17 protein-coding genes are annotated in these 20456 nt (G+C 47.3%); 13 read left to right on the top strand and 4 right to left on the bottom strand.

The window, feature by feature from the left end:
• Positions 1-11: 11 nt before the first annotated feature.
• The 3 genes from L5L98_RS02660 (at position 12) to L5L98_RS02670 (ending at position 4169) form a co-directional block, all read left to right on the top strand.
• Positions 12-641, top strand: a complete 630-nt coding sequence (locus tag L5L98_RS02660) for a TorF family putative porin (protein ID WP_263138321.1) — start codon at positions 12-14, stop codon at positions 639-641.
• 134 nt (positions 642-775) lie between these two features.
• Positions 776-3436 carry a sensor histidine kinase gene (locus tag L5L98_RS02665; RefSeq protein ID WP_263138323.1) on the top strand — a complete coding sequence of 887 codons (2661 nt, stop codon included), beginning with the start codon at positions 776-778 and terminating at the stop codon, positions 3434-3436.
• 49 nt (positions 3437-3485) lie between these two features.
• Complete coding sequence (locus tag L5L98_RS02670) at positions 3486-4169, top strand: response regulator (protein WP_028760150.1); 684 nt, start codon at positions 3486-3488, stop codon at positions 4167-4169.
• A 171-nt stretch (positions 4170-4340) separates the two neighbouring features.
• On the opposite strand, the gene L5L98_RS02675 is transcribed toward L5L98_RS02670, so the two are convergent.
• On the bottom strand, positions 4341-4520 hold the full coding sequence (locus tag L5L98_RS02675; protein ID WP_081729037.1) for a hypothetical protein: 180 nt from the start codon (positions 4518-4520) through the stop codon (positions 4341-4343).
• A gap of 215 nt (positions 4521-4735) precedes the next feature.
• Here L5L98_RS02675 and L5L98_RS02680 point away from each other — a divergent pair, with 215 nt between their 5' ends.
• The 8 genes from L5L98_RS02680 (at position 4736) to L5L98_RS02715 (ending at position 14372) form a co-directional block, all read left to right on the top strand.
• The gene (locus L5L98_RS02680; RefSeq protein ID WP_028760149.1) at positions 4736-5152 is read left to right on the top strand and encodes a CBS domain-containing protein; all 417 of its coding nucleotides are present in this window, start codon (positions 4736-4738) and stop codon (positions 5150-5152) included.
• 122 nt (positions 5153-5274) lie between these two features.
• The gene (gene hrpA, locus L5L98_RS02685; RefSeq protein WP_411569197.1) at positions 5275-9150 is read left to right on the top strand and encodes an ATP-dependent RNA helicase HrpA; all 3876 of its coding nucleotides are present in this window, start codon (positions 5275-5277) and stop codon (positions 9148-9150) included.
• Between the two features lie 605 nt (positions 9151-9755).
• Positions 9756-9914: a nitrate reductase gene (locus L5L98_RS02690; RefSeq protein ID WP_028760147.1), complete on the top strand. Its 159-nt coding sequence runs from the start codon at positions 9756-9758 to the stop codon at positions 9912-9914.
• A gap of 43 nt (positions 9915-9957) precedes the next feature.
• Entirely contained in the window at positions 9958-10215 is a 258-nt protein-coding gene (locus tag L5L98_RS02695) for a chaperone NapD (RefSeq protein WP_028760146.1), read from the top strand.
• Between the two features lie 2 nt (positions 10216-10217).
• Positions 10218-12707, top strand: a complete 2490-nt coding sequence (gene napA, locus L5L98_RS02700) for a nitrate reductase catalytic subunit NapA (RefSeq protein ID WP_028760145.1) — start codon at positions 10218-10220, stop codon at positions 12705-12707.
• Between the two features lie 10 nt (positions 12708-12717).
• The gene (locus L5L98_RS02705; RefSeq protein WP_028760144.1) at positions 12718-13203 is read left to right on the top strand and encodes a nitrate reductase cytochrome c-type subunit; all 486 of its coding nucleotides are present in this window, start codon (positions 12718-12720) and stop codon (positions 13201-13203) included.
• An 8-nt stretch (positions 13204-13211) separates the two neighbouring features.
• The gene (locus tag L5L98_RS02710; RefSeq protein ID WP_028760143.1) at positions 13212-13799 is read left to right on the top strand and encodes a cytochrome c3 family protein; all 588 of its coding nucleotides are present in this window, start codon (positions 13212-13214) and stop codon (positions 13797-13799) included.
• 201 nt (positions 13800-14000) lie between these two features.
• Positions 14001-14372, top strand: a complete 372-nt coding sequence (locus tag L5L98_RS02715) for a DUF1801 domain-containing protein (RefSeq protein ID WP_251073338.1) — start codon at positions 14001-14003, stop codon at positions 14370-14372.
• Positions 14373-14497: 125 nt separating this feature from the next.
• On the opposite strand, the gene asnS is transcribed toward L5L98_RS02715, so the two are convergent.
• Complete coding sequence (asnS, locus tag L5L98_RS02720; RefSeq protein WP_105252305.1) at positions 14498-15898, bottom strand: asparagine--tRNA ligase; 1401 nt, start codon at positions 15896-15898, stop codon at positions 14498-14500.
• A 150-nt stretch (positions 15899-16048) separates the two neighbouring features.
• Here asnS and L5L98_RS02725 point away from each other — a divergent pair, with 150 nt between their 5' ends.
• Complete coding sequence (locus tag L5L98_RS02725; protein WP_113939548.1) at positions 16049-16384, top strand: hypothetical protein; 336 nt, start codon at positions 16049-16051, stop codon at positions 16382-16384.
• A gap of 64 nt (positions 16385-16448) precedes the next feature.
• Here L5L98_RS02725 and L5L98_RS02730 read toward each other — a convergent pair whose 3' ends face one another.
• Together L5L98_RS02730 and pabB are read right to left on the bottom strand one after the other, a co-directional pair.
• Complete coding sequence (locus tag L5L98_RS02730) at positions 16449-17036, bottom strand: CoA pyrophosphatase (protein ID WP_263138350.1); 588 nt, start codon at positions 17034-17036, stop codon at positions 16449-16451.
• A 31-nt stretch (positions 17037-17067) separates the two neighbouring features.
• Positions 17068-18480: an aminodeoxychorismate synthase component I gene (gene pabB, locus L5L98_RS02735; RefSeq protein WP_263138352.1), complete on the bottom strand. Its 1413-nt coding sequence runs from the start codon at positions 18478-18480 to the stop codon at positions 17068-17070.
• Between the two features lie 119 nt (positions 18481-18599).
• Here pabB and L5L98_RS02740 point away from each other — a divergent pair, with 119 nt between their 5' ends.
• A complete protein-coding gene (locus L5L98_RS02740; protein ID WP_113939706.1) occupies positions 18600-20144 on the top strand; it encodes a fumarate hydratase in 1545 nt (514 codons plus the stop codon).
• The last annotated feature ends 312 nt before the right edge of the window (positions 20145-20456 follow it).

Below are 20456 nucleotides of genomic sequence, written 5' to 3' on the forward strand. Positions count from 1 at the left end.
GATAAATTTTTATGTTACCGATTAAGTCTGCTCCTTGTTCACGCCTCTGTGCGGGTGTGATGATGGCATTATCTTCACTCTCTATGGGTGCGCTTGCCAGCACTGAGACTCATGGGGGCAATGCCTCTTGGCAGAGCCAAGGGAGTGTGATGCTCATCAGTGATTATGCGTTTCGCGGTATTTCTCAAACTGATGAAGGACCTGCAGTTCAAGCAGGGTATACCCTAAGCCATGATTCTGGCTGGTATGGCTCGCTTTGGGGCAGTAACATCGAATTTGGGGATGGAAGTTTAGAACTCGACTTGTCCGCTGGCTGGGCTAAAGATTGGGATAATGGCTTAACAACGGACCTAGGCGTGATACGTTACCAATACTCTCAGGACGATACCGACCTGAGTTATAACGAAATTTATGCTGTGGTAAGCTACGCCGATGCTAAGTTAGGGCTGGTTTATTCTCCTGATTATTTTGGCGAGAATGTGGACGATTTTCAGTATGTTTATGCCAGTTATGAGCCGCAACTGTTCTCTAATGTAAGTCTAGTACTGCATCTTGGGAGCAATTTTTTTGCTTCTCAGCAAGATATGGCACTGTTTTTAGGTTCTATGGCCGCAAGCAATAGCCACTATTTAGATTGGTGAGTTGGGCTGAACCTCAATATGACTGAGCAGGATGTGTTGAGTGTCGGTTATGTCGATACGGATTTATCGCAGAGTCAGTGCCAGTCCCTGTGTGATGCGCGCTGGATAGTGAGTCTTTCAAGGAGTTTCTAATCGTGGTACCAATCAGTCAAACACAGCAAGCCAATGCGCTCTTAAGTCAGATACAGCAAAATGATAAAGGTAAACTGACGGTTTTTCTTGGGGCGGCACCTGGCGTGGGCAAGACCTATGCAATGCTCAGTGCGGCAAGGGAAATGGCCCAGCAAGGTGTCGATTTGCTGGTTGGACTGGTGGAAACCCATGGGCGTGCCGATACCGAGGCCATGGTAGCGGGTTTTGAGGTATTGACACGTAAACCCATTGATTATCATCATAATTGTTTAACGGAATTCGATTTGGATGCGGCGCTGCTTCGTCGGCCTAAGCTTATCTTAGTCGATGAGTTGGCCCACACGAATGTCCCCGGTAGTCGCCATAAACGGCGCTATCAAGACGTCGCAGAATTATTGGCTGCGGGCATTGATGTCTATACCACAGTCAATATCCAACATTTGGTCAGTTTGAATGATCTGGTTTTGCAAATTACTCAAGTGCGGGTACGGGAAACCGTCCCCGATCGCTTCCTTGATGAAGCCCATGAAATTATATTTGTCGATTTACCGCCATCAACACTCATCGAACGCTTACAGCAAGGCAAAGTTTATCTGCCAGAGTATGCTCGCTCGGCTTTAGATGCTTTTTTTTCGGTCTCGAATTTGACTGCACTGCGCGAATTGGCAATGAAAAAAGTCATAGAGCGAGTCGATGCAAAACTGATTTGTGAACTCGATGCCAAAGCACAGGGAACAGATTTTGTTCTCAAAGACAGATTGTTGGTTTTAGTGAGTAACAGCAGTGATCATCAGTATTTGATACGCATAGGTCGGCAGATTGCCGAGCGGCGGCAAATTCCTTGGTTAGTGCTTTGGGTCGATACCGGCAAAGCGCTGGGCCTTTATCAGCGGAAAAGGCTAAATGAGGCCTTTGCCTTAGCGAAGGAACTTGGCGCGCAGACCGAAGTATTACGCGATACGAGCAGTTATCAGGCCATTTTACCTTACATAGCCCTGCATCGAATTAACACAGTATTAGTCGGCGCGGGTGTGAAACGCACCTATCCTTGGTGGCGTAAAAGGCTGTACCAACGTTTGATTGAGTCTGGTTTACCTGTTGAAGTGAGTGTCTATCACGCACCCGAAAACCAAATGCAAGTACGAGATCCCATTACGCCTAAAGCCAGTTTTGGTGATCTTCGAGGCCATATTCTTGGGCTGATTGGTGTGGTGGTTATTTTTCCGCTGGTGGCATTTTTAGATACTTGGCTCAGTAATGGCAATCTGGTGTTGTTATATGTTTTTTTGATTGTCAGCATTGGCTTAACCTATGGCGCTAGGCCTGCCATGGCAACTGCGGTGTGGTCTTTTTTCAGCTTTAATTTCTTTCTTACTGATCCCAAATTTACTATGAATGTAAATAGTCAGGATGATATTGCCACTTTAATCTTTTTGATGTGTATAGGGCTTATCAGTGGACCGGCGGCATCTCGGATCCGAAATCAGTTTATTTTACTGCGCGAGTCAAATCGTTATGCTGAAACCTTAAAAGATGTTGCCCAAGAATTATCGGTCGCCGATGATGAAAAAGCCCTTTGGCAAACAATAGGGCGCAAGATTGCTGGTTCAGTGAATGCCGATTGTTATATTGTTTTGCAGCGTAAAGATGGTCAGCGATCCTATTTACCGCTGCTGAATACGCCATTTAACGACCTTGATTTAGCCGCAATCGATTGGACCTTGCGCCATGGGCAAGCTGCGGGGCGTTTGAGCGATACCTTGAGCGCATCGGGTGTGAGTGTGTTCCCCATTGAACTTGAAGGTACGACAATTGGCGCGGCGATTTTAGATTGGCAACCCACGGTCAACGAACTCAGTCCGTTTGATAGAGAGCTTATTCTGGCCATGTTACAGCAAGGCGCTAATACATGGCGTCGTATTCAGTTAGTGTCAGATCTTGAATCGGCACGGGTGAAAACAGAAATTGAGCAGTTACGTTCAGCGTTATTATCGTCAGTGTCTCACGACCTAAAATCACCACTCTCAGCCATGATGGGGGCGGCGGAGAGCTTAAAACTATTGAACAAACAATTGCTAGAGGCCGACCGTAACGAGCTACTTGATACTATTTTGCAAGAAAGCCGTCGCTTGGACAGCTATATCCAAAATCTACTCGATATGACACGCCTGGGTCATGGCACTTTGAGCATAGAGCGTGATTGGGTTTCGGCAGATGACATTATTGGCAGCGTACTTGGCAGGCTTAAACGTTATTTCCCTAACGCAATCGTTGAATATCACAGAGAAAAAGAGCCCCCACTCCTATTTGTGCATGCGGCGCTGATTGAACAAGGATTATTTAACATTCTAGAGAATGCCGTTCGATTTTCACCACCAGAAGAGCCTATTTGTATTGAATTGACCATTTCTAATCACCGTTGCTGTATTGCCATTGAAGACAGAGGGCCGGGGATTCCCGCCAGTCATAGGGATCAAATTTTCGATATGTTTTATGTGGTTGCCGATGGCGATAAGAAAAAACAGAATACAGGTATGGGGCTGGCTATTTGTAAAGGCATGATAGCTGCACACGGCGGTAGTGTTCGCGTTACCGATTGCCTACAGGGGCAAGGCACTCGTTTTGAAGTTGAATTGCCGTTAGACTATCCCGTTCCTGGCTAATCATTTTTAGCCAAAATATTCTTAATAAACCACAGAATGGACTAGAGACGTGGCAATAAAAATCGTGGTTATCGATGATGAGACCCAAATACGCCGCATGCTGCGGATTGCACTCACCAGTGAGGGCTATGACGTTACCGAAGCTGAAAATGGTCAGCAAGGACTCGCGGCTGTCGCACGCCAGCAACCTGAATTAGTTATTTTGGATTTAGGCTTGCCGGATATGGAAGGCCATCAAGTGCTACAGGAGTTACGGGGATGGTCCGATGTTGCTGTGATTGTATTGTCGGTTCGCAATCAAGATAAAGAAAAAGTCGCAGCATTAGATGCAGGCGCGCAGGATTATGTGACCAAACCCTTTAGTGTGGAAGAGTTACTGGCAAGGGTGCGAGCGATTTTAAGGGACCATATCAAACCTGAAAAATTACCCATATTAGATGACGGCAAGTTGCAGATTGATTTAAGTCGCAGGCTGGTTAAAGTTGATCATCAAATTGTCGAACTCACACCCAAGGAATACGCAGTATTGTCTAAATTGGCGTCGTCACCTAACTGCGTTGTCACTCAGACTCAGTTGCTCAAAGAGATTTGGGGGCCCGCTCATACAGAAGACACACATTATCTACGAATTGTGGTCAGTCACTTAAGGCAAAAATTAGGCGATTCCCCGAGTGAACCTCAGTATGTGCGGACTGAGCCCGGTGTAGGCTATCGCTTTTATATCGACTTATAGCTTGTATCAATAGCGAATTAAAACGCGTTGGAATGACAAGTAAAATGATCACCGAAGACGGATGGCATTACCTGCCATCATTGAAGCTCAATCGGATACTTGCCTGATTTCAGTTTCTAGCATTCGCTTCAGTTAACTCTAAGTCGCTATTTCTGGCTGCCTTTGTTGACGCTATTTTTGTCCTGTTAGCTCTTGTTGACATTGGATTATACCAATCGTATTAAATATCTGTTCATTCAGCGGGAGTTCAACGCGCTTTAGACAAGGCGAAGGCTTGAAGGCATAGTGGTGCTCTGTCGAAAGCCTTAAACGCAGTATAAAGCGCGTTGAAACCCGCCCTTCGGGAGGCACACAGGCATCCCACTCCCGTGTTGCATAGACTTAAAAGGGAATAACCATTTCTGCGTCAATGCGCCTTGGATTGAGATGCCTGTGAGGCTCTGAACTGATTAGATATTTAATGTGATTGGTATTATGCACTAGATAAGCCCAATCGATATAAATCGCACATTCTTGCCGATATTTTGACTAGACTACAAACGTAGGGTTAATTCGAGGGAAAGACTATGGACTTAATTAAAATCCGCGACCATATGGATCGTCAGCCCGTGTTGCTGCGCGCTAATATGTCGCTTGCGACTGCGGTCGAAAAGCTGTTAGATAATAATAAAATGGGCGCAGCAGTGGTTGATGATACGGGCGATTTGGTGGGCTTTTTATCCCAGCAGGATTGTTTGGCTGTAATGATCAAAAGTAGCTATCACTGTGATATGACCTCAGTGGTGAAGGATTGCATGCGCACTGAAGTGCTGTTCGTTGGGCCAGATGACAGTATTTTGCAGCTCGCGGAACAAATGCTAGGGCCTAAACCTAAAGTGTATCCAGTGGTTGAACATGGCAAAGTAATTGGCACGATTAATCGCACCAATGTGCTCAAAGCCATGAATATCTATATGCAACAATGTTATCTGTCACCGGTTTAATCTAAGTCGAGCCAGTGCGAAACTGACACGCCATATACTGAGTGCAGAGTAAATTAGCAATACCATTACGCCACTTTCCTTGCTAGGATCGCCGTTTTTGATGCTAGCAATGGAATTTGGATTTGAACTCAGACAAACATCCGCTATCGAACGCCTTTCTTAATCTTTGTTATCAGAGCGACGCGTCGCGGATCCGTCGTCGTTTATTTAAGCTCAATAAAGAAGCCGACTCAGATAAAAAGACCCAAGTCTTAGCTCAGCTGAGCGAGCAAGCGCAGGCGGCGTTTGAGAAGGTTGAGCAGCGTCGTAACGCTCGGCCTAAAATCCACTATCCTGAAAACCTGCCCGTTTCCTTGATGCGCGATGATATTGCACGTGCGATTGCGGGCAATCAAGTAGTGATCATCGCCGGTGAAACGGGCTCGGGTAAAACGACCCAGTTACCTAAAATCTGTTTGGAATTAGGCCTAGGTTGCCGTGGCATGATAGGCCACACCCAGCCACGACGTTTAGCAGCCCGCAGTGTGGCGAGCCGAGTCGCCGAAGAATTACAAAGTCCGCTCGGTGAAGTGGTTGGCTTTAAAGTGCGTTTTGCCGATGCGCTTAAGAGTGACTCTTATATCAAGTTGATGACCGACGGTATTTTACTGGCGGAATTAACCTCCGATCGCAATCTCGATCAATACGATACCATCATCATAGATGAGGCCCACGAGCGCAGCCTCAACATCGATTTTATTCTGGGCTACCTCAAACAAATTCTCAAAAGACGCTCCGATCTCAAAGTTATTATCACTTCGGCGACCATAGATGTTGAGCGTTTTTCTAAGCATTTCAACAATGCACCTATTATCGAAGTGTCGGGCCGTACCTTTCCGGTCGAAACCCGTTACCGACCTTTAGTGCAAGATAGCGATGCCGATTTAGATCAAATCGAAGGCATTTTTGCCGCCGTCGATGAACTGGTGGCCGAAGGGCTGGGTGACATTCTGATCTTTATGAACGGCGAGCGGGAAATTCGCGATACGGCCGAACAATTAAGTCGGCGTAATTACCGCGATACCGAAATTTTGCCGCTGTACGCGCGTTTATCTTACGGTGAGCAGTCTAAAGTCTTCAGTAGTCACAGAGGTCGGCGGATTGTATTAGCGACCAACGTGGCGGAAACCTCGTTGACAGTGCCAGGCATTCGCTACGTTATCGACCCAGGTACGGCGCGTATCAGCCGTTATAGCTATCGCACTAAGGTGCAACGTTTACCGATTGAACCTATCTCGCAGGCGAGTGCCAATCAGCGCCAAGGCCGTTGTGGCCGTGTAGGGCCGGGTATTTGTATCCGTTTGTACGATGAGGCGGATTTTAATAATCGTCCGGCGTTTACCGATCCCGAAATTTTGCGCACTAACTTGGCTTCGGTCATTTTGCAGATGCTCGCCATCGGTTTGGGTGATATCGCCGGTTTCCCCTTTATCGAGCCACCCGATCCACGCCATATCCGCGATGGTTTCCTGTTGCTCGAAGAATTACAAGCGGTTGAGAGCAAACACGGCAAGCTAGTGCTGACACCACTTGGGCGCAACTTGGCGCAAATTCCTGTGGATCCGCGTTTGGCGCGTATGGTGGTCGAGAGTCAGCAGTTAGGTTGTTTGAACGAAGTGTTAGTGATTGCCGCTGGCTTATCGATTCAAGATCCCCGCGAACGTCCGATGGAGAAGAAGCAAGCCAGTGATGAAGCCCATCGCCGTTTTGCCGATCCCAGTTCCGATTTCGTCAGTTGGATAAACCTGTGGCAGCACTTAAAAGATCAACAAAAAGAGTTATCTGCTAGTCAGTTCCGTAAAAAGTGCCGCGATGAATATTTGGCCTATTTGCGCGTTCGCGAGTGGCAGGATTTATATGCCCAGCTTAAACAAGCCGTGCACGATTTAAAGTGGCGCTTAAACGATACGCCAGCTAATTATGACAGCTTGCACCGCGCGCTCTTATCGGGCTTATTGAGTCATGTTGGTTTTAAAGATAACAATAACGAGTACTTAGGTGCCCGTAATCGTAAATTCTTTGTGTTTCCCGGTTCGCCACTGGCCAAAAAAGGCCCTAAGTGGATCATGGCGGCTGAGCTTACCGAAACCTCACGCCTATTCGCTCGCTGCTGCGCCAAAATCGAACCTGAATGGCTAGAGCCCTTAGCTGCTCATTTGATCAAGAAAAGCTATGTTGAGCCCCATTTTGAGGCAAAACCTGGCAGCGTTATCGCCCTTGAGAATCAAGTGCTCTACGGCTTGACGGTTGTGCACCGCCGCAAAGTGCAATACGGCCCCATCGATCCCGTTGAAGCGCGTGAGATTTTTATCCGCAGCGCTTTGGCAGAAGGGCAGTTACAGACCCAAGAAGCATTTTTTGTCGCTAACCAAAAGCTGCTCGAAGACATTGAATCCCTCGAGCATAAATCCCGTCGCCGCGATATTTTGGTGGACGAGCAAGTCTTGGTGGACTTTTACGAGCCGCGGATCCCGGAAGGGATTTACAACGCCCAGCTGTTTTTTGGCTGGTGGAAAAAAGCCAAGCGCGAGCAACCGGATTTACTCGATTTCAGCAAAGCACTGTTAATGCAGCGCAATGCCGACCATATTTCGACCTTAGATTTTCCCGATATGTGGCATAAGGGTAATTTGCGCTTGCAGCTGAGTTATCACTTTGAACCTGCGGCGGCGGATGACGGCGTGTCGGTGCACATTCCGGTGGCGCTGCTTAATCAAATTGACGATAGCGATTTTGATTGGCTAGTGGCAGGGCTAAGGGAAGAAAAGTGCATCGCGCTGATTAAATCTTTGCCTAAGAGTTTACGACGTAACTTTGTGCCAGCACCTGACTATGCCCGCGCTTGTGTGCAGGCCATGGTACCTTTTAGTGCCAGTTTGCTTGAAGCCATGTGCAAGCAATTGCTGCGCATGAGTGGCACGCGTATATCGCCGGAGGATTTTGATTTAACGCAACTGCCCGCGCATTTGCAGATGAACTTTAAAATCGAAGACGATAAACACAACTTAGTGGCCGAAGGTCGGGTGCTCGATACCTTAAAAGCCGAGTTGCAGGGCGTGGTGGCGAAGGCCATTCGTCAGGTGGCGGATAAAGGTATAGAGCAAGAAGCGTTAACTGAGTGGTCCTTTGGCGATTTGCCGCAGCAATATCAGCAGCAAAAAGGCAATTACCAAGTGCGGGCGTTTCCGGCGCTGATCGATAAAAAAGACAGTGTTGCGATCAAATTATTTGATGATGAATTTGAGGCCTTAGATGCCCATCGCCAAGGTCTGCGACGGTTATTGCTGCTAAACATTCCATCACCGGTGAAACACTTACAGCAAGCTTTGCCGAATAAGGCGAAATTGGCGATGTATTTCAATCCCTTCGGTCAAGTGCAAATCTTGATTGATGACATTATTGCCGCCGCTGTGCAGCAATTGTTGGATGAAAAAGCCCTCGATGTGCGTAATCAAACCCAATTTGAGCAGGCAAAGGACTGGGTTCGCCAAGAACTCAACCCGACCGCCGAGCAAATTGCATTGAAGGTTGAGCAGATTTTGACCTTGTATCAGAGCATTAAAAAGCGTCTTAAGGGCAAAATTAGCTTAGATATTGCCTTTGCTATGAGTGATATTCAAAGCCAATTAGACAAGTTAGTGTTTAAAGGGTTTGTCGAATCCTGTGGTTGGAATCGGTTAGCCGATGTGGCGCGTTACTTAAAAGCGATTGAAATCCGTGTCGAGAAGTTGCCCGTTGATCCGACCCGTGACCGTTTGCATATGCAGAGCATCAACAAGGTTCAAGAAGCTTTAATCGCACAACTGGCTAAAGTACCGCGTTCTATGCCAACACCGCCTGCGTTAATCGAGGCACGCTGGATGATTGAAGAGTACCGTGTTTCCTGTTTTGCGCAGGTGTTAGGCACGGCGTATCCGATATCTGAAAAGCGCATTTTGAATCATATTCAACAGGTTTAATAGACTGATTTAAAGGTTGAGCTGAGTGCCTTTGTCCGATTGATGTAACAATAACGCGATCAAGAAATGACTAAACAAACCGAGAAAACTAACCATTTTCTCGGTTTTTTATTTTCCCTATGCTTACGCTTCTCACGCGATATACCTCCAGTGGTGCGCCATGAAATGAGCGCTTTTTCTGGGTGGCAGCGATGCTTTTATGCCGAATATCTTTCTTTTGGGATCAAGTCGTTATCTCGCATGTTTTAACACCTTTCTATTGCCTACTCCTTTATGAATACTCAGGTTTTTTTGGCGGGTTTTCTGTTGTTTTCTTGCAGTGATTTATCCATTTCAGTCGCTTATTAATCATAAAATCAATTCAATCATCTAACTTGTAATTGCAAAAAACGTTTAAAAACTGAGATCTGACGAATACTCACATCAAATTGATGATCTGGATCAAGCATCATCCGCTTTACCAATTTGGAGGTATACATTTTGTTAACAACTAAAAGGTATGATCGCTTCGTGATCCAAAGATGCAATAGATATACATAAAGCCTGCCGCTGGCGATTTTTTGCAGCGCATTCAAAGTGGCAGGAACACACCTCTTGGAGGATGCATGAGTGCTAGCACCGCAGAAGAAAAATCCTTAGAACTGAAAATCTTTATCTTTTTAACCGTGTTTCTCGCACCGTTATTGTCCGTACTACTGGTCAGTGGTCTGGGCTTTGCTATTTGGTTCAGCCAAATTTTGACGGGTCCACCGGGCGCTGGTTAAACGTAACATCATCAAATAGTTAAAAATAAGAGTGGAATGTCGGATGAGCAAAGAACTCCATATCACCAGTTTAGTGGTGCAGGTCTTACCGCAGAAAATGGCAGATGTTAGACAACAAATAATGACCATTGAAAATGCCGAACTTTCCGTCAACAACGAAGTGAAATTGGTCGTCGTGATCGAAGGCGAGACGCAACGCGCCTTGATGGACAGTATCGAAGCGATCAATGCCATTCCGGGCGTGTTATCAGCCACTATGGTTTACCACCAGAGTGAAGTGCTCGAAGAGGGTGAAGAATGAATATGAACAGACGTGACTTTATCAAGGCCAATGCGGTGATTGCCGCTGCAGGCGCCGCTGGTTTAGCCTTGCCCGCAGGCGCAAGCAACTTAATTACCAGCTCAGAACAAACCAAATTAGAGTGGAATAAAGCCCCATGCCGTTTTTGCGGCACGGGCTGCTCTGTGATTGTCGCAACTCGCGACGGCAAAGTGGTTGCCACCCATGGCGATGCCAACAGTGAAGTGAACCGTGGGCTTAACTGTATCAAGGGCTATTTCCTATCGAAAATCATGTATGGCAGCGATCGCTTAACCACGCCTATGCTGCGGATGACAGATGGCAAATACGACAAGCACGGTGAGTTTTCGCCCATCAGTTGGGACAGTGCTTTCGACATCATGGCGCAAAAATGGAAAGAAACCATTAAAGCCAAAGGGCCAACTGCTGTGGGCATGTTTGGCTCGGGCCAATGGACTGTGTGGGAAGGTTATGCTGCCGTTAAGTTGATGAAAGCGGGTTTTGGATCGAATAATATCGATCCGAATGCGCGTCACTGCATGGCGTCAGCCGTGGTCGGGTTTATGCGCACCTTCGGTATCGACGAACCTATGGGTTGCTATGACGATATGGAAGCCGCCGATGCCTTTGTCCTTTGGGGCTCGAATATGGCGGAGATGCACCCGATCCTCTGGAGTCGAGTGACAGACCGACGTCTCAGTGCCAGCCATGTAAAAGTGGCCGTGTTGTCGACGTTTGAACACAGATCCTTCGATTTGGCCGACTTGCCGATCGTGTTCACCCCGCAAACCGATTTAGCCATTTTGAACTACATAGCTAACTACATCATTCAGAATGATAAAGTGAACTGGGACTTCGTGAAGAAACACGTTAACTTCCGTCAGGGCACAACAGATATTGGTTATGGTTTACGCCCGACACATCCCCTTGAGAAAAAAGCGAAAAATGTTAAAACGGCGGGGGATTCAACCCCAATTGATTTTGAGACCTTTAAAGCCTTCGTGGCGGATTATAGCGTCGAAAAAGTCAGTAAGTTGTCGGGCGTGCCTGAGGATAAACTGATTGCGCTGGCCAAGCTGTATGCCGATCCCGACATCAAAGTGACCTCATTTTGGACCATGGGTTTTAACCAACATACCCGAGGTGTGTGGTGTAACAACCTGATTTATAACATTCATCTCTTGATGGGTAAAATTTCAACCCCAGGTAACAGTCCATTCTCTTTGACGGGTCAACCATCAGCCTGTGGCACGGCCCGTGAAGTGGGGACGTTTTCCCATCGTTTACCTGCTGATATGGTCGTGACCAATCCTGAACACAGAAAGCATGCCGAAGATATTTGGAAGATCCCAAGCGGCATTATTCCACCTAAACCCGGTTATCACGCCGTCGAGCAAAACCGTCGTCTAAAAGATGGCGACTTAAATTGTTACTGGGTGCAAGTGAACAACAATATGCAGGCGGGCCCAAACATCAATGAAGAAGGTTTACCGGGTTACCGTAACCCAGCCAACTTTATCGTGGTGTCCGATGCCTATCCGACGGTGACGACTCAAGCTGCCGATTTGATTTTGCCCACCGCTATGTGGGTGGAAAAAGAGGGCGCCTACGGTAACGCCGAGCGCCGTACTCAGTTTTGGCATCAAATGGTGCAGGCACCGGGTGAGTCCCATTCGGATCTGTGGCAATTGATGGAGTTTGCGAAGCGTTTCACCACAGACGAAGTCTGGCCTAAGGATGTATTAGCGGCGAACCCTGAGTTCAAAGGGAAAACCCTATTCGAAGTCCTGTATCAGAACGGTAATGTTGATAAGTTCCCGCTTGCGGATGCCGATCCTAAGTATTTGAACGATGAGGCTAAACATTTTGGCTTCTATGTCCAAAAAGGCTTATTCGAGGAATATGCGACCTTTGGCCGCGGCCATGGCCACGATCTCGCCCCATTTGATGTTTACCATGAGGCTCATGGTCTGCGTTGGCCTGTGGTCGATGGTAAAGAAACCAAGTGGCGCTTCCGTGAAGGCACAGATCCTTATGTTAAAGCAGGTAAGGGCTTTGAGTTTTACGGTCATCCCGATGGTCGTGCGGTGATTTTCGCTTTGCCCTATGAACCTGCCGCAGAAGCGCCCGATGAAGAATATGATATCTGGTTGTCGACGGGGCGAGTGCTGGAACACTGGCATTCGGGTTCTATGACCCAACGTGTGCCTGAGCTATATCGTGCCTTCCCCGATGCCGTATGTTTTATGCACCCTGAAGATGCGAAAAAACGCGGTCTGCGCCGTGGCGATGAAATTCGCGTTGTGTCCCGTCGCGGTGAAATTAAGACCCGAGTTGAAACCCGTGGCCGCAATAAACCGCCCGTGGGTTTAGTGTTCGTGCCTTGGTTTGATGCTAGCCAGCTCATTAATAAAGTCACTTTAGATGCGACAGATCCCTTGTCAAAACAAACTGACTTTAAAAAGTGTGCGGTGAAGATCGTCAAGGTTTAAGGAGAACACGATGAAAACCCTAAAATTAGTCTCAGCGATCGGTTTATTGGTATTTGGCTCATTCATCATGACAAGTGTGTCTGCCGCCAGTATTCCCGAAGATAAAATTGATACCCTGCGCCAAGCGCCTATCAATGTCGAGCCTACGCCACCTGCGATGCAAAGTGTGCGTAATACCGATGTGAAGGAAGTGCGCAGCTATCCCATGCAACCACCGGTGATCCCACACAAGATCGACGGCTATCAGCTTGATCTTAAAGTGAATAAGTGTATGGCTTGCCATGCTCGTAGCCGCATTGGGGACTCGCAAGCACCTATGGTCAGCGTCACGCATTTTATGGACAGGGACAATAACTTCTTAGCCGAGTTATCGCCGCGCCGCTATTTCTGCACTCAGTGTCATGTGCCGCAGTTAGATGCCAAGTTACTGGTCGAAAACGACTTTGTGGATATGGAACATCTGATCAAAGCCAACACTGAGCAGAAAAAACACTAGGAGTTAGCATGTTAGATAAACTGAAAAAAATCTGGCAGGTACTCAATCGTCCGAGTGTGCATTACAGTTTAGGTTTTTTGACCTTAGGTGGTTTTGTGGCTGGCGTGATTTTCTGGGGCGGATTTAACACTGCCCTAGAAGTGACCAACCAAGAAGCTTTCTGTATTGGTTGCCATGAGATGGAAAATAACGTCTATCAAGAGCTACAGACGACGATTCATTTTACTAACCGCAGTGGCGTGCGGGCGACGTGTCCCGATTGCCACGTACCGCATAACTGGACCGATAAAATTGCCCGTAAGATGCAGGCATCTAAGGAAGTGTGGGGTAAGGTTTTTGGGACGATTAATACCCGTGAGAAGTTTGAAGATAAGCGTCGTGAACTGGCAGAACATGAGTGGGCAAGGTTAAAGGCCAATGATTCGCTCGAGTGTCGTAACTGCCATAACTTCACTTACATGGACTTTACTCGCCAATCACCCAGAGCGGCGCAGATGCACTCAACGTCACTGGCAAGCGGCGAAAAGACCTGTATCGACTGCCACAAGGGGATTGCTCATCATCTCCCTGACATGGCCGGTGTGAAGGGGTTTTAATCTAGGGCGCAGTGTTTATCCGTGTGACTTAGCCTTGCTAAGTTGGACAACTCCAGCAAAAGGCCAAGCGTACTCCACGCTTGGCCTTTTTATTTGCACGTCACTATTTTTTAGGGATGCTTCAATAGGGTGTTATTCAGTCCGATTAGCGCGCTACAATCTGACTGAGATAGTCTTGCTTGTATGAGAGGTAAAGAGATCATGATGGAAGATCAGCCGCAACTTGAAAAACTGTTAGAAGATATTTTATGTACCAGCCCGAGTCTGTTTGAAATAGTGCAGGGGGTGCGACAGGAGGTTAAAACTGCCGCTACCACATCGTCGCGGGCCATTACTGAAGCCGTTAAATACGGCGGTATACTCTTTAGCACCAAAGCCAGTTTTTGTGGTGTGTTTGCCTATAAACAGCATGTTTCATTGGAGTTTAGCTTAGGCGCGAATCTTAGCGATCCACATCAGGTACTTGAAGGCAGTGGCAAATTTCGTCGCCATATTAAGTTGGTGTCAATCGATGATATTGCTGCCAAGCGAGTCGCGGAATATATTGCGCAGGCGTTGAGTCTGGCGGATTAATGGTTGTTTAGCCGCATGATGTGACTAAAACGGACGAACAAAAAAGGAGCTGAATATTCAGCTCCTTTCGTTTTGCTAAGGCATAATAGAGATGTCTTAGCGATGCAGTCCCAAGTTAAGGGAGATTAGAAGTTCGCAGTGCGCGGTGCACGTGGGAAAGGGATAACATCACGAATGTTGTTCACGCCCGTCACGTAAGACACTAAACGCTCAAACCCTAGACCAAAACCTGCATGTGGCACTGTGCCATAACGGCGCATATCACGGTACCACCAGTAATCTTCTTGGTTCAGATCCATTTCGGCTAGACGCATATCTAGCACGTCTAAACGCTCTTCACGTTGAGAGCCACCGATGATCTCACCGATACCTGGGGCTAACACGTCCATCGCAGCAACGGTTTTACCGTCGTCGTTTAAGCGCATGTAGAAGGCCTTGATATCTTTCGGATAGTTCTTCACTACCACAGGGGCTTTGAAGTGTTCTTCGGCTAAGTAACGCTCATGCTCAGAAGATAAATCGATACCCCAAGACACAGGGAACTCGAAGGTTCTGCCACAGTTTTGCAGAATTTCAACCGCATCCGTGTAATCCACTTGAGCAAAATCGCTTGAAACGAAAGATTGCAGACGGTCGATCACTGTCTTATCAACGTGCTGGGCGAAGAAGGTTAAATCGTCCATACGCTCAGTCAATACTGCATTGAACGCGTATTTCAACATAGCTTCGGCAAGGCCTGCGATGTCGTTTAAGTTAGCGAAGGCGACTTCAGGCTCAACCATCCAGAATTCCGCTAAGTGGCGGCTGGTGTTTGAGTTTTCAGCACGGAAAGTCGGGCCAAAGGTATACACTTTTGACAGTGCACAGGCGTAGGTTTCAGCATTCAACTGACCTGATACGGTCAGGAAAGCTTCTTTACCGAAGAAATCTTTATCGTAATCGACTTTACCCGCTTCAGTACGCGGCAGGTTTTCCATATCTAAGGTCGATACGCGGAACATCTCACCGGCGCCTTCGCAATCTGATGCTGTGATAAGTGGGGTCGATACCCAAATAAAGCCTTCTTCGTGGTAGAAGCGGTGAATCGCTTGGGATAGACAGTTACGCACGCGAGCAACGGCACCAATAATGTTAGTACGTGGGCGTAAGTGCGCTAATTCGCGTAAATGTTCAATTGAGTGACGCTTAGCAGCCATTGGGTAAGTGTCTGGATCATCAACCCAGCCAGCGACTTCAAGTTCAGTCACTTGCAGCTCAAATGCTTGGCCTGCACCAGGAGATTCCACCACGTCGCCTGTCATCACAACAGAGCAACCCGCAGTCAGCTTTAACACTTCGTTGTCGTAATTATCTAAGCTATTGGGCACGACACCTTGGATAGGATTAAAGCAAGAGCCGTCGTAAACAGCTAAAAAAGAGATGCCGGCTTTAGAGTCACGACGGGTTCTGACCCAGCCACGCACTGTGACTTTAGAACCGACGGCGTGCTCACCTTTAAATACAGATGCGACAGATGCGATGCTCATTGTTGCTTAATTCTCCAACGAAACGTTTTATATGAAAATTTTGGAGGTTTATCTTACCTTGCTGGTGGCTTTTCTCAAGCTGAAAAAGGTATCCTGAGGTTAATAATATCGATATTGAGCGATATAGTGAGTTAAACGGCGGGAGGCGGTATGAGCAAGACTAGAATATTTCAAATTATCCTTGCGACCTTATCCATTTTAGGCTGGGCAATAGCCGTCTATGCGCTATTAGTGTTTAGTGATGCAAGGCCAGACCGTGAAGTTGGGGCCTATTTGACTCGTGGCGCGACATTTCGAGTCCATTGGGATCCACATGAAACCCAATTATTGCAGTATTTGATTTGGGTTTGTGGCGGTATTAGTTTGGTCAGTTTAGCGTTTAACTATTATGTCGCCCACCACAGTCGTATGGGTTATTGGTTTAATATTCCCATGTTGCTGTTAACCTCTATTGTCGCCGGTTTGTATATCCATTTGGTGGTTTAAGCTAGCCATTGTTTGGCTAATTTAACAGTTTGGCTTTTTAACGGTTTAGCAATGGCAAATGAAGTCAGAGAATATCGGCAGGAATGCTTAACTGGCGGCACAGATGGTCGATAATCGCGGCAGTCGCACCCCAGATAAACCGTTGTTGATAGGGAATAAAATGCACGCTGTAATAGCGCCCTTGGCGTAAAAAGCGTTTTTGGTGGCGATTATTCGGTTCAATAAAAAAGCTTAATGGCACGTTAAAGCAATCGGCTACCTCACCGGGATCGAGTTTTAAATCAAATGCCTGCTTGATAATGCCTATCACAGGAGTGATTTCAAACCCTGTGAAGGTATTGTGGGCTGGAAACGTGCCCACTACCTCGACGTTATGCCTTGAGAGTCCAATTTCCTCTTCTGCTTCCCTTAACGCGGCCGCAATCGCATCAATATCATAGGGCTCAATTTTACCGCCTGGGAAACTGATCTGCCCAGGATGGGCGCGCAGATGCATAGGTCTTTGGGTTAAAATTAGATTCAGCTCACCGTTAATCTCCAGCAGTGGGATCAACACTGCAGCTTTGCGTAATCCAAGGTGAGGGAAGGCCGCCGGATCTTGCCGCGCTAACGGGTGCAGATTAAATCTGAGTCTAAATTCCGCTTGATCCATCGACGTTCTCGTGACTTTTTAGTATTAAAGCTTACGGCTTTTGTGACGCAGCGCCAAGCAAAGGTAAAATACGGCTGATCTTATCAAAGGTTTCTTGGTACTCGGCATCCACTTCAGAATCCGCCACTATGCCGCCGCCAGCCCAGCAATAGAGTTTCCCCTGCTCAGCCACAATAGTGCGAATGGTGATACTGGTATCCATTTGGCCGTCTTGGCTGATATAACCCATAGATCCACAATAAAGGCTGCGCCGTGAAGGTTCGAGCTCTTCGATAATTTCCATGGCACGAATTTTCGGTGCGCCGGTAATTGAGCCGCCGGGGAACGCCGCGCGCAGTAAATCGCTGGCGCTGTACTTAGCATCGAGCTTGGCCGTTACTGTACTGACAAGGTGATGCACCGCAGGAAAACTTTCAACCTCAAACAGATGCGGTACACGTACCGAGCCTGCTGCCGCCACTTTACCGATATCGTTACGCAGCAAATCGACAATCATGACATTTTCGGCGCGATCCTTTGGTGAGTTTGCCAGTGTATTAGCGGCTTTCACATCCTGTGCGGGATCGGTATGACGCGGCAACGTGCCTTTGATGGGTTTGGTTTGAATATCGTCACCGCGAAGCTGAATAAAGCGCTCGGGTGAAATCGACAAAATCGTGTTTTGCGGCAGACGCATAAAGGCCGAGAAGGGCGCTTTATTGGCATTGCGCAGTTGGCTATAGGCCGACCACTCATCGCCTTGATAATGGGCTTCGAATCTTTGGGTTAAATTTATTTGATAGCAATCACCGCTGTGCAAATAGGCTTGAACTGCTGCAAATTTGGCCGTGTATTGAGCTTTGTCTATCTGTGCTGCCCATGGGCTAGTAAGCACAAATGTGGCAGAATTTGGCTTTTGGGTGATTTTATCTTGAATTCTATTCAACTCAATGTCGAGTGCTACTTCACCTAAATAATGCAGTAAATGCCAACACTGGGCTTGGTAATCAAAAACTAACGCCCAGTCGTAAAAGCCGATGTTCATCTCTGGCAGTTGAATATCTTGCTTGGCCGTTATCGGCAGGGATTCAATTCTGCGGCCTAAATCGTAGCTAAAACTGCCCATTGCGCCACCACTAAAGGGCAAGTCGCAATCAAAAGATTTTGAATACCAATGGGTTAATAAAGTGTTGAGTAACTCGAAGGGATCACGGTTTGGGTCTATTGCCTCGGGTAAGCTCAAGTTCGTATCGATGAGCTTTATATCGCTACGCTCGCCCTGAGTCACTAACGTTGCGATAGGATTGGCGCAAATGATGTCGAATCTGGCGTCTTGATGCGGCGCGTTCGCCGAATCTAACAGAATTGCCCAAGTGTCATTTGCAAAGTGTTCGAACAGTGCTGCGGTACTTAATGTCCAGTCAAGTTGGCGTGATGCAAGCTGTTTTGACGCCCTAATTGCCATCGATTAACCCTATTCAAAATGTGATGTAGCCCAAAAAGATGTGAAAGAGTATCATATTGGCCCAGAAAGAATTAAACAAAAACAAGTTAGGCCGCAAAGGCTGCTGGAGCGCTCCTACTATGTCATCTCACCATAAAATGTCTGAAACTTCTGTGATTAAACAAGCCGACTTTATTGAAAGTGTGGCGGATGCTTTGCAATACATTTCTTATTACCACCCGAAGGATTTTGTTGATGCCATGAGCCAAGCTTATGAGCGTGAACAAAGTGCGGCGGCGAAGGATGCGATTGCCCAGATCTTAATTAACTCGCGTATGTCGGCCGAAGGTAAGCGTCCTCTGTGTCAAGACACTGGGATTGTGACCACTTTCGTGAAAGTGGGTATGGGTGTCCAATGGGACAAAACCGATATGACGATTCAGGAAATGGTCGACGAAGGTGTTCGTCGTGCCTATACCAATCCTGATAACCCACTGCGCGCATCAATAGTGTCAGATCCTGCGGGCAGCCGTAAAAATACCAAAGATAACACGCCATCTGTGGTGCATATCGACATGGTGCCAGGCAACCACATCGAAGTGGCGATTGCGGCCAAAGGCGGCGGCAGTGAAAACAAAGCTAAGATGGTAATGTTAAACCCATCTGACGATATCGCCGCATGGGTAGAAAAAACGCTACCGACCATGGGCGCGGGCTGGTGTCCACCGGGTATGCTGGGTATCGGTATCGGCGGCACGGCGGAAAAAGCGGCCGTATTAGCCAAAGAAGCACTGATGGAAAGCGTAGATATCCATGAGTTGATGGCCCGTGGCGCGCAAACGACCGAAGAAAAACTGCGTTTAGACATTTTTGAGCGCGCGAACAATTTAGGCATAGGTGCGCAAGGTCTTGGCGGTTTAACCACAGTGTTAGACGTTAAAATCAAATCGGCGCCTACCCACGCGGCGTCAAAGCCTGTGGTGATGATCCCAAATTGCGCTGCTACTCGCCACGTACATTTCCATTTAGACGGTTCAGGTCCAGCGGAATTAACGCCACCATCATTGGCCGATTGGCCAGAAATTACCCGTGAAGTGGGTGATGATGTGCGCCGCGTGAACTTAGATACTGTGACTCAAGCGGATATCGAACAGTGGCAAAGCGGTGAAACCATTCTGTTGAGCGGTAAAATGCTCACCGGTCGTGATGCTGCCCATAAGCGCATTCAAAGCCTGATTGAAAGCGGTGAAGGTCTGCCAGAAGGCGTGGACTTTACCGGTAAGTTTATTTACTACGTTGGCCCAGTTGATCCTGTAGGCACTGAAGTTGTCGGTCCTGCGGGCCCAACCACAGCAACTCGTATGGATAAATTCACTGACTTAATGTTAGAGAAAACTGGTCTTATGGGCATGATAGGTAAAGCTGAGCGCGGCCCTGCGACAGTTGAATCGATCAAAAAACACAAAGCGGTATATCTGATGGCCGTTGGCGGCGCTGCGTATTTAGTGTCTAAAGCGATTAAACATTCTCGTGTCGTGGCCTTTGCTGATTTGGGCATGGAAGCGATTTACGAGTTTGATGTGCAAGATATGCCAGTGACTGTGGCTGTGGATTCACATGGTGTGAACGCCCATGAAACTGGCCCTGCAATTTGGAAAGTGAATATTGCTAACGCGAAAGCGTAAAGGTGAGGATGCAGCGGATTGAACTTGATGGCTTTTTAAGCAAAATAGCTTAAGTTTGAGTTCTGATATCTGTTCTTTAGGTAAAACGCTGCGCCACTGACATTTTGTCACAAAAAAATACGCTCAGGTTCGCCATTTGGCTTGCCTGAGCGTTTTTGTTTCGATAGTGTGGCAAGCTTATCTTCGAAAGATACGATCTCAGATCGTTTTTTAACATTCGTGTGGTTGCAACTCAGTAGAACTATTGCAATTTCAATAGAACCCTTGCAATGATTGGCGCAACTATCGAACCAGTTTAACCAAAGACGGACA

The organism is Shewanella sp. SM23 (genome assembly GCF_025654295.1).
GTDB classification, from domain to species: Bacteria; Pseudomonadota; Gammaproteobacteria; order Enterobacterales; family Shewanellaceae; genus Shewanella; species Shewanella oncorhynchi.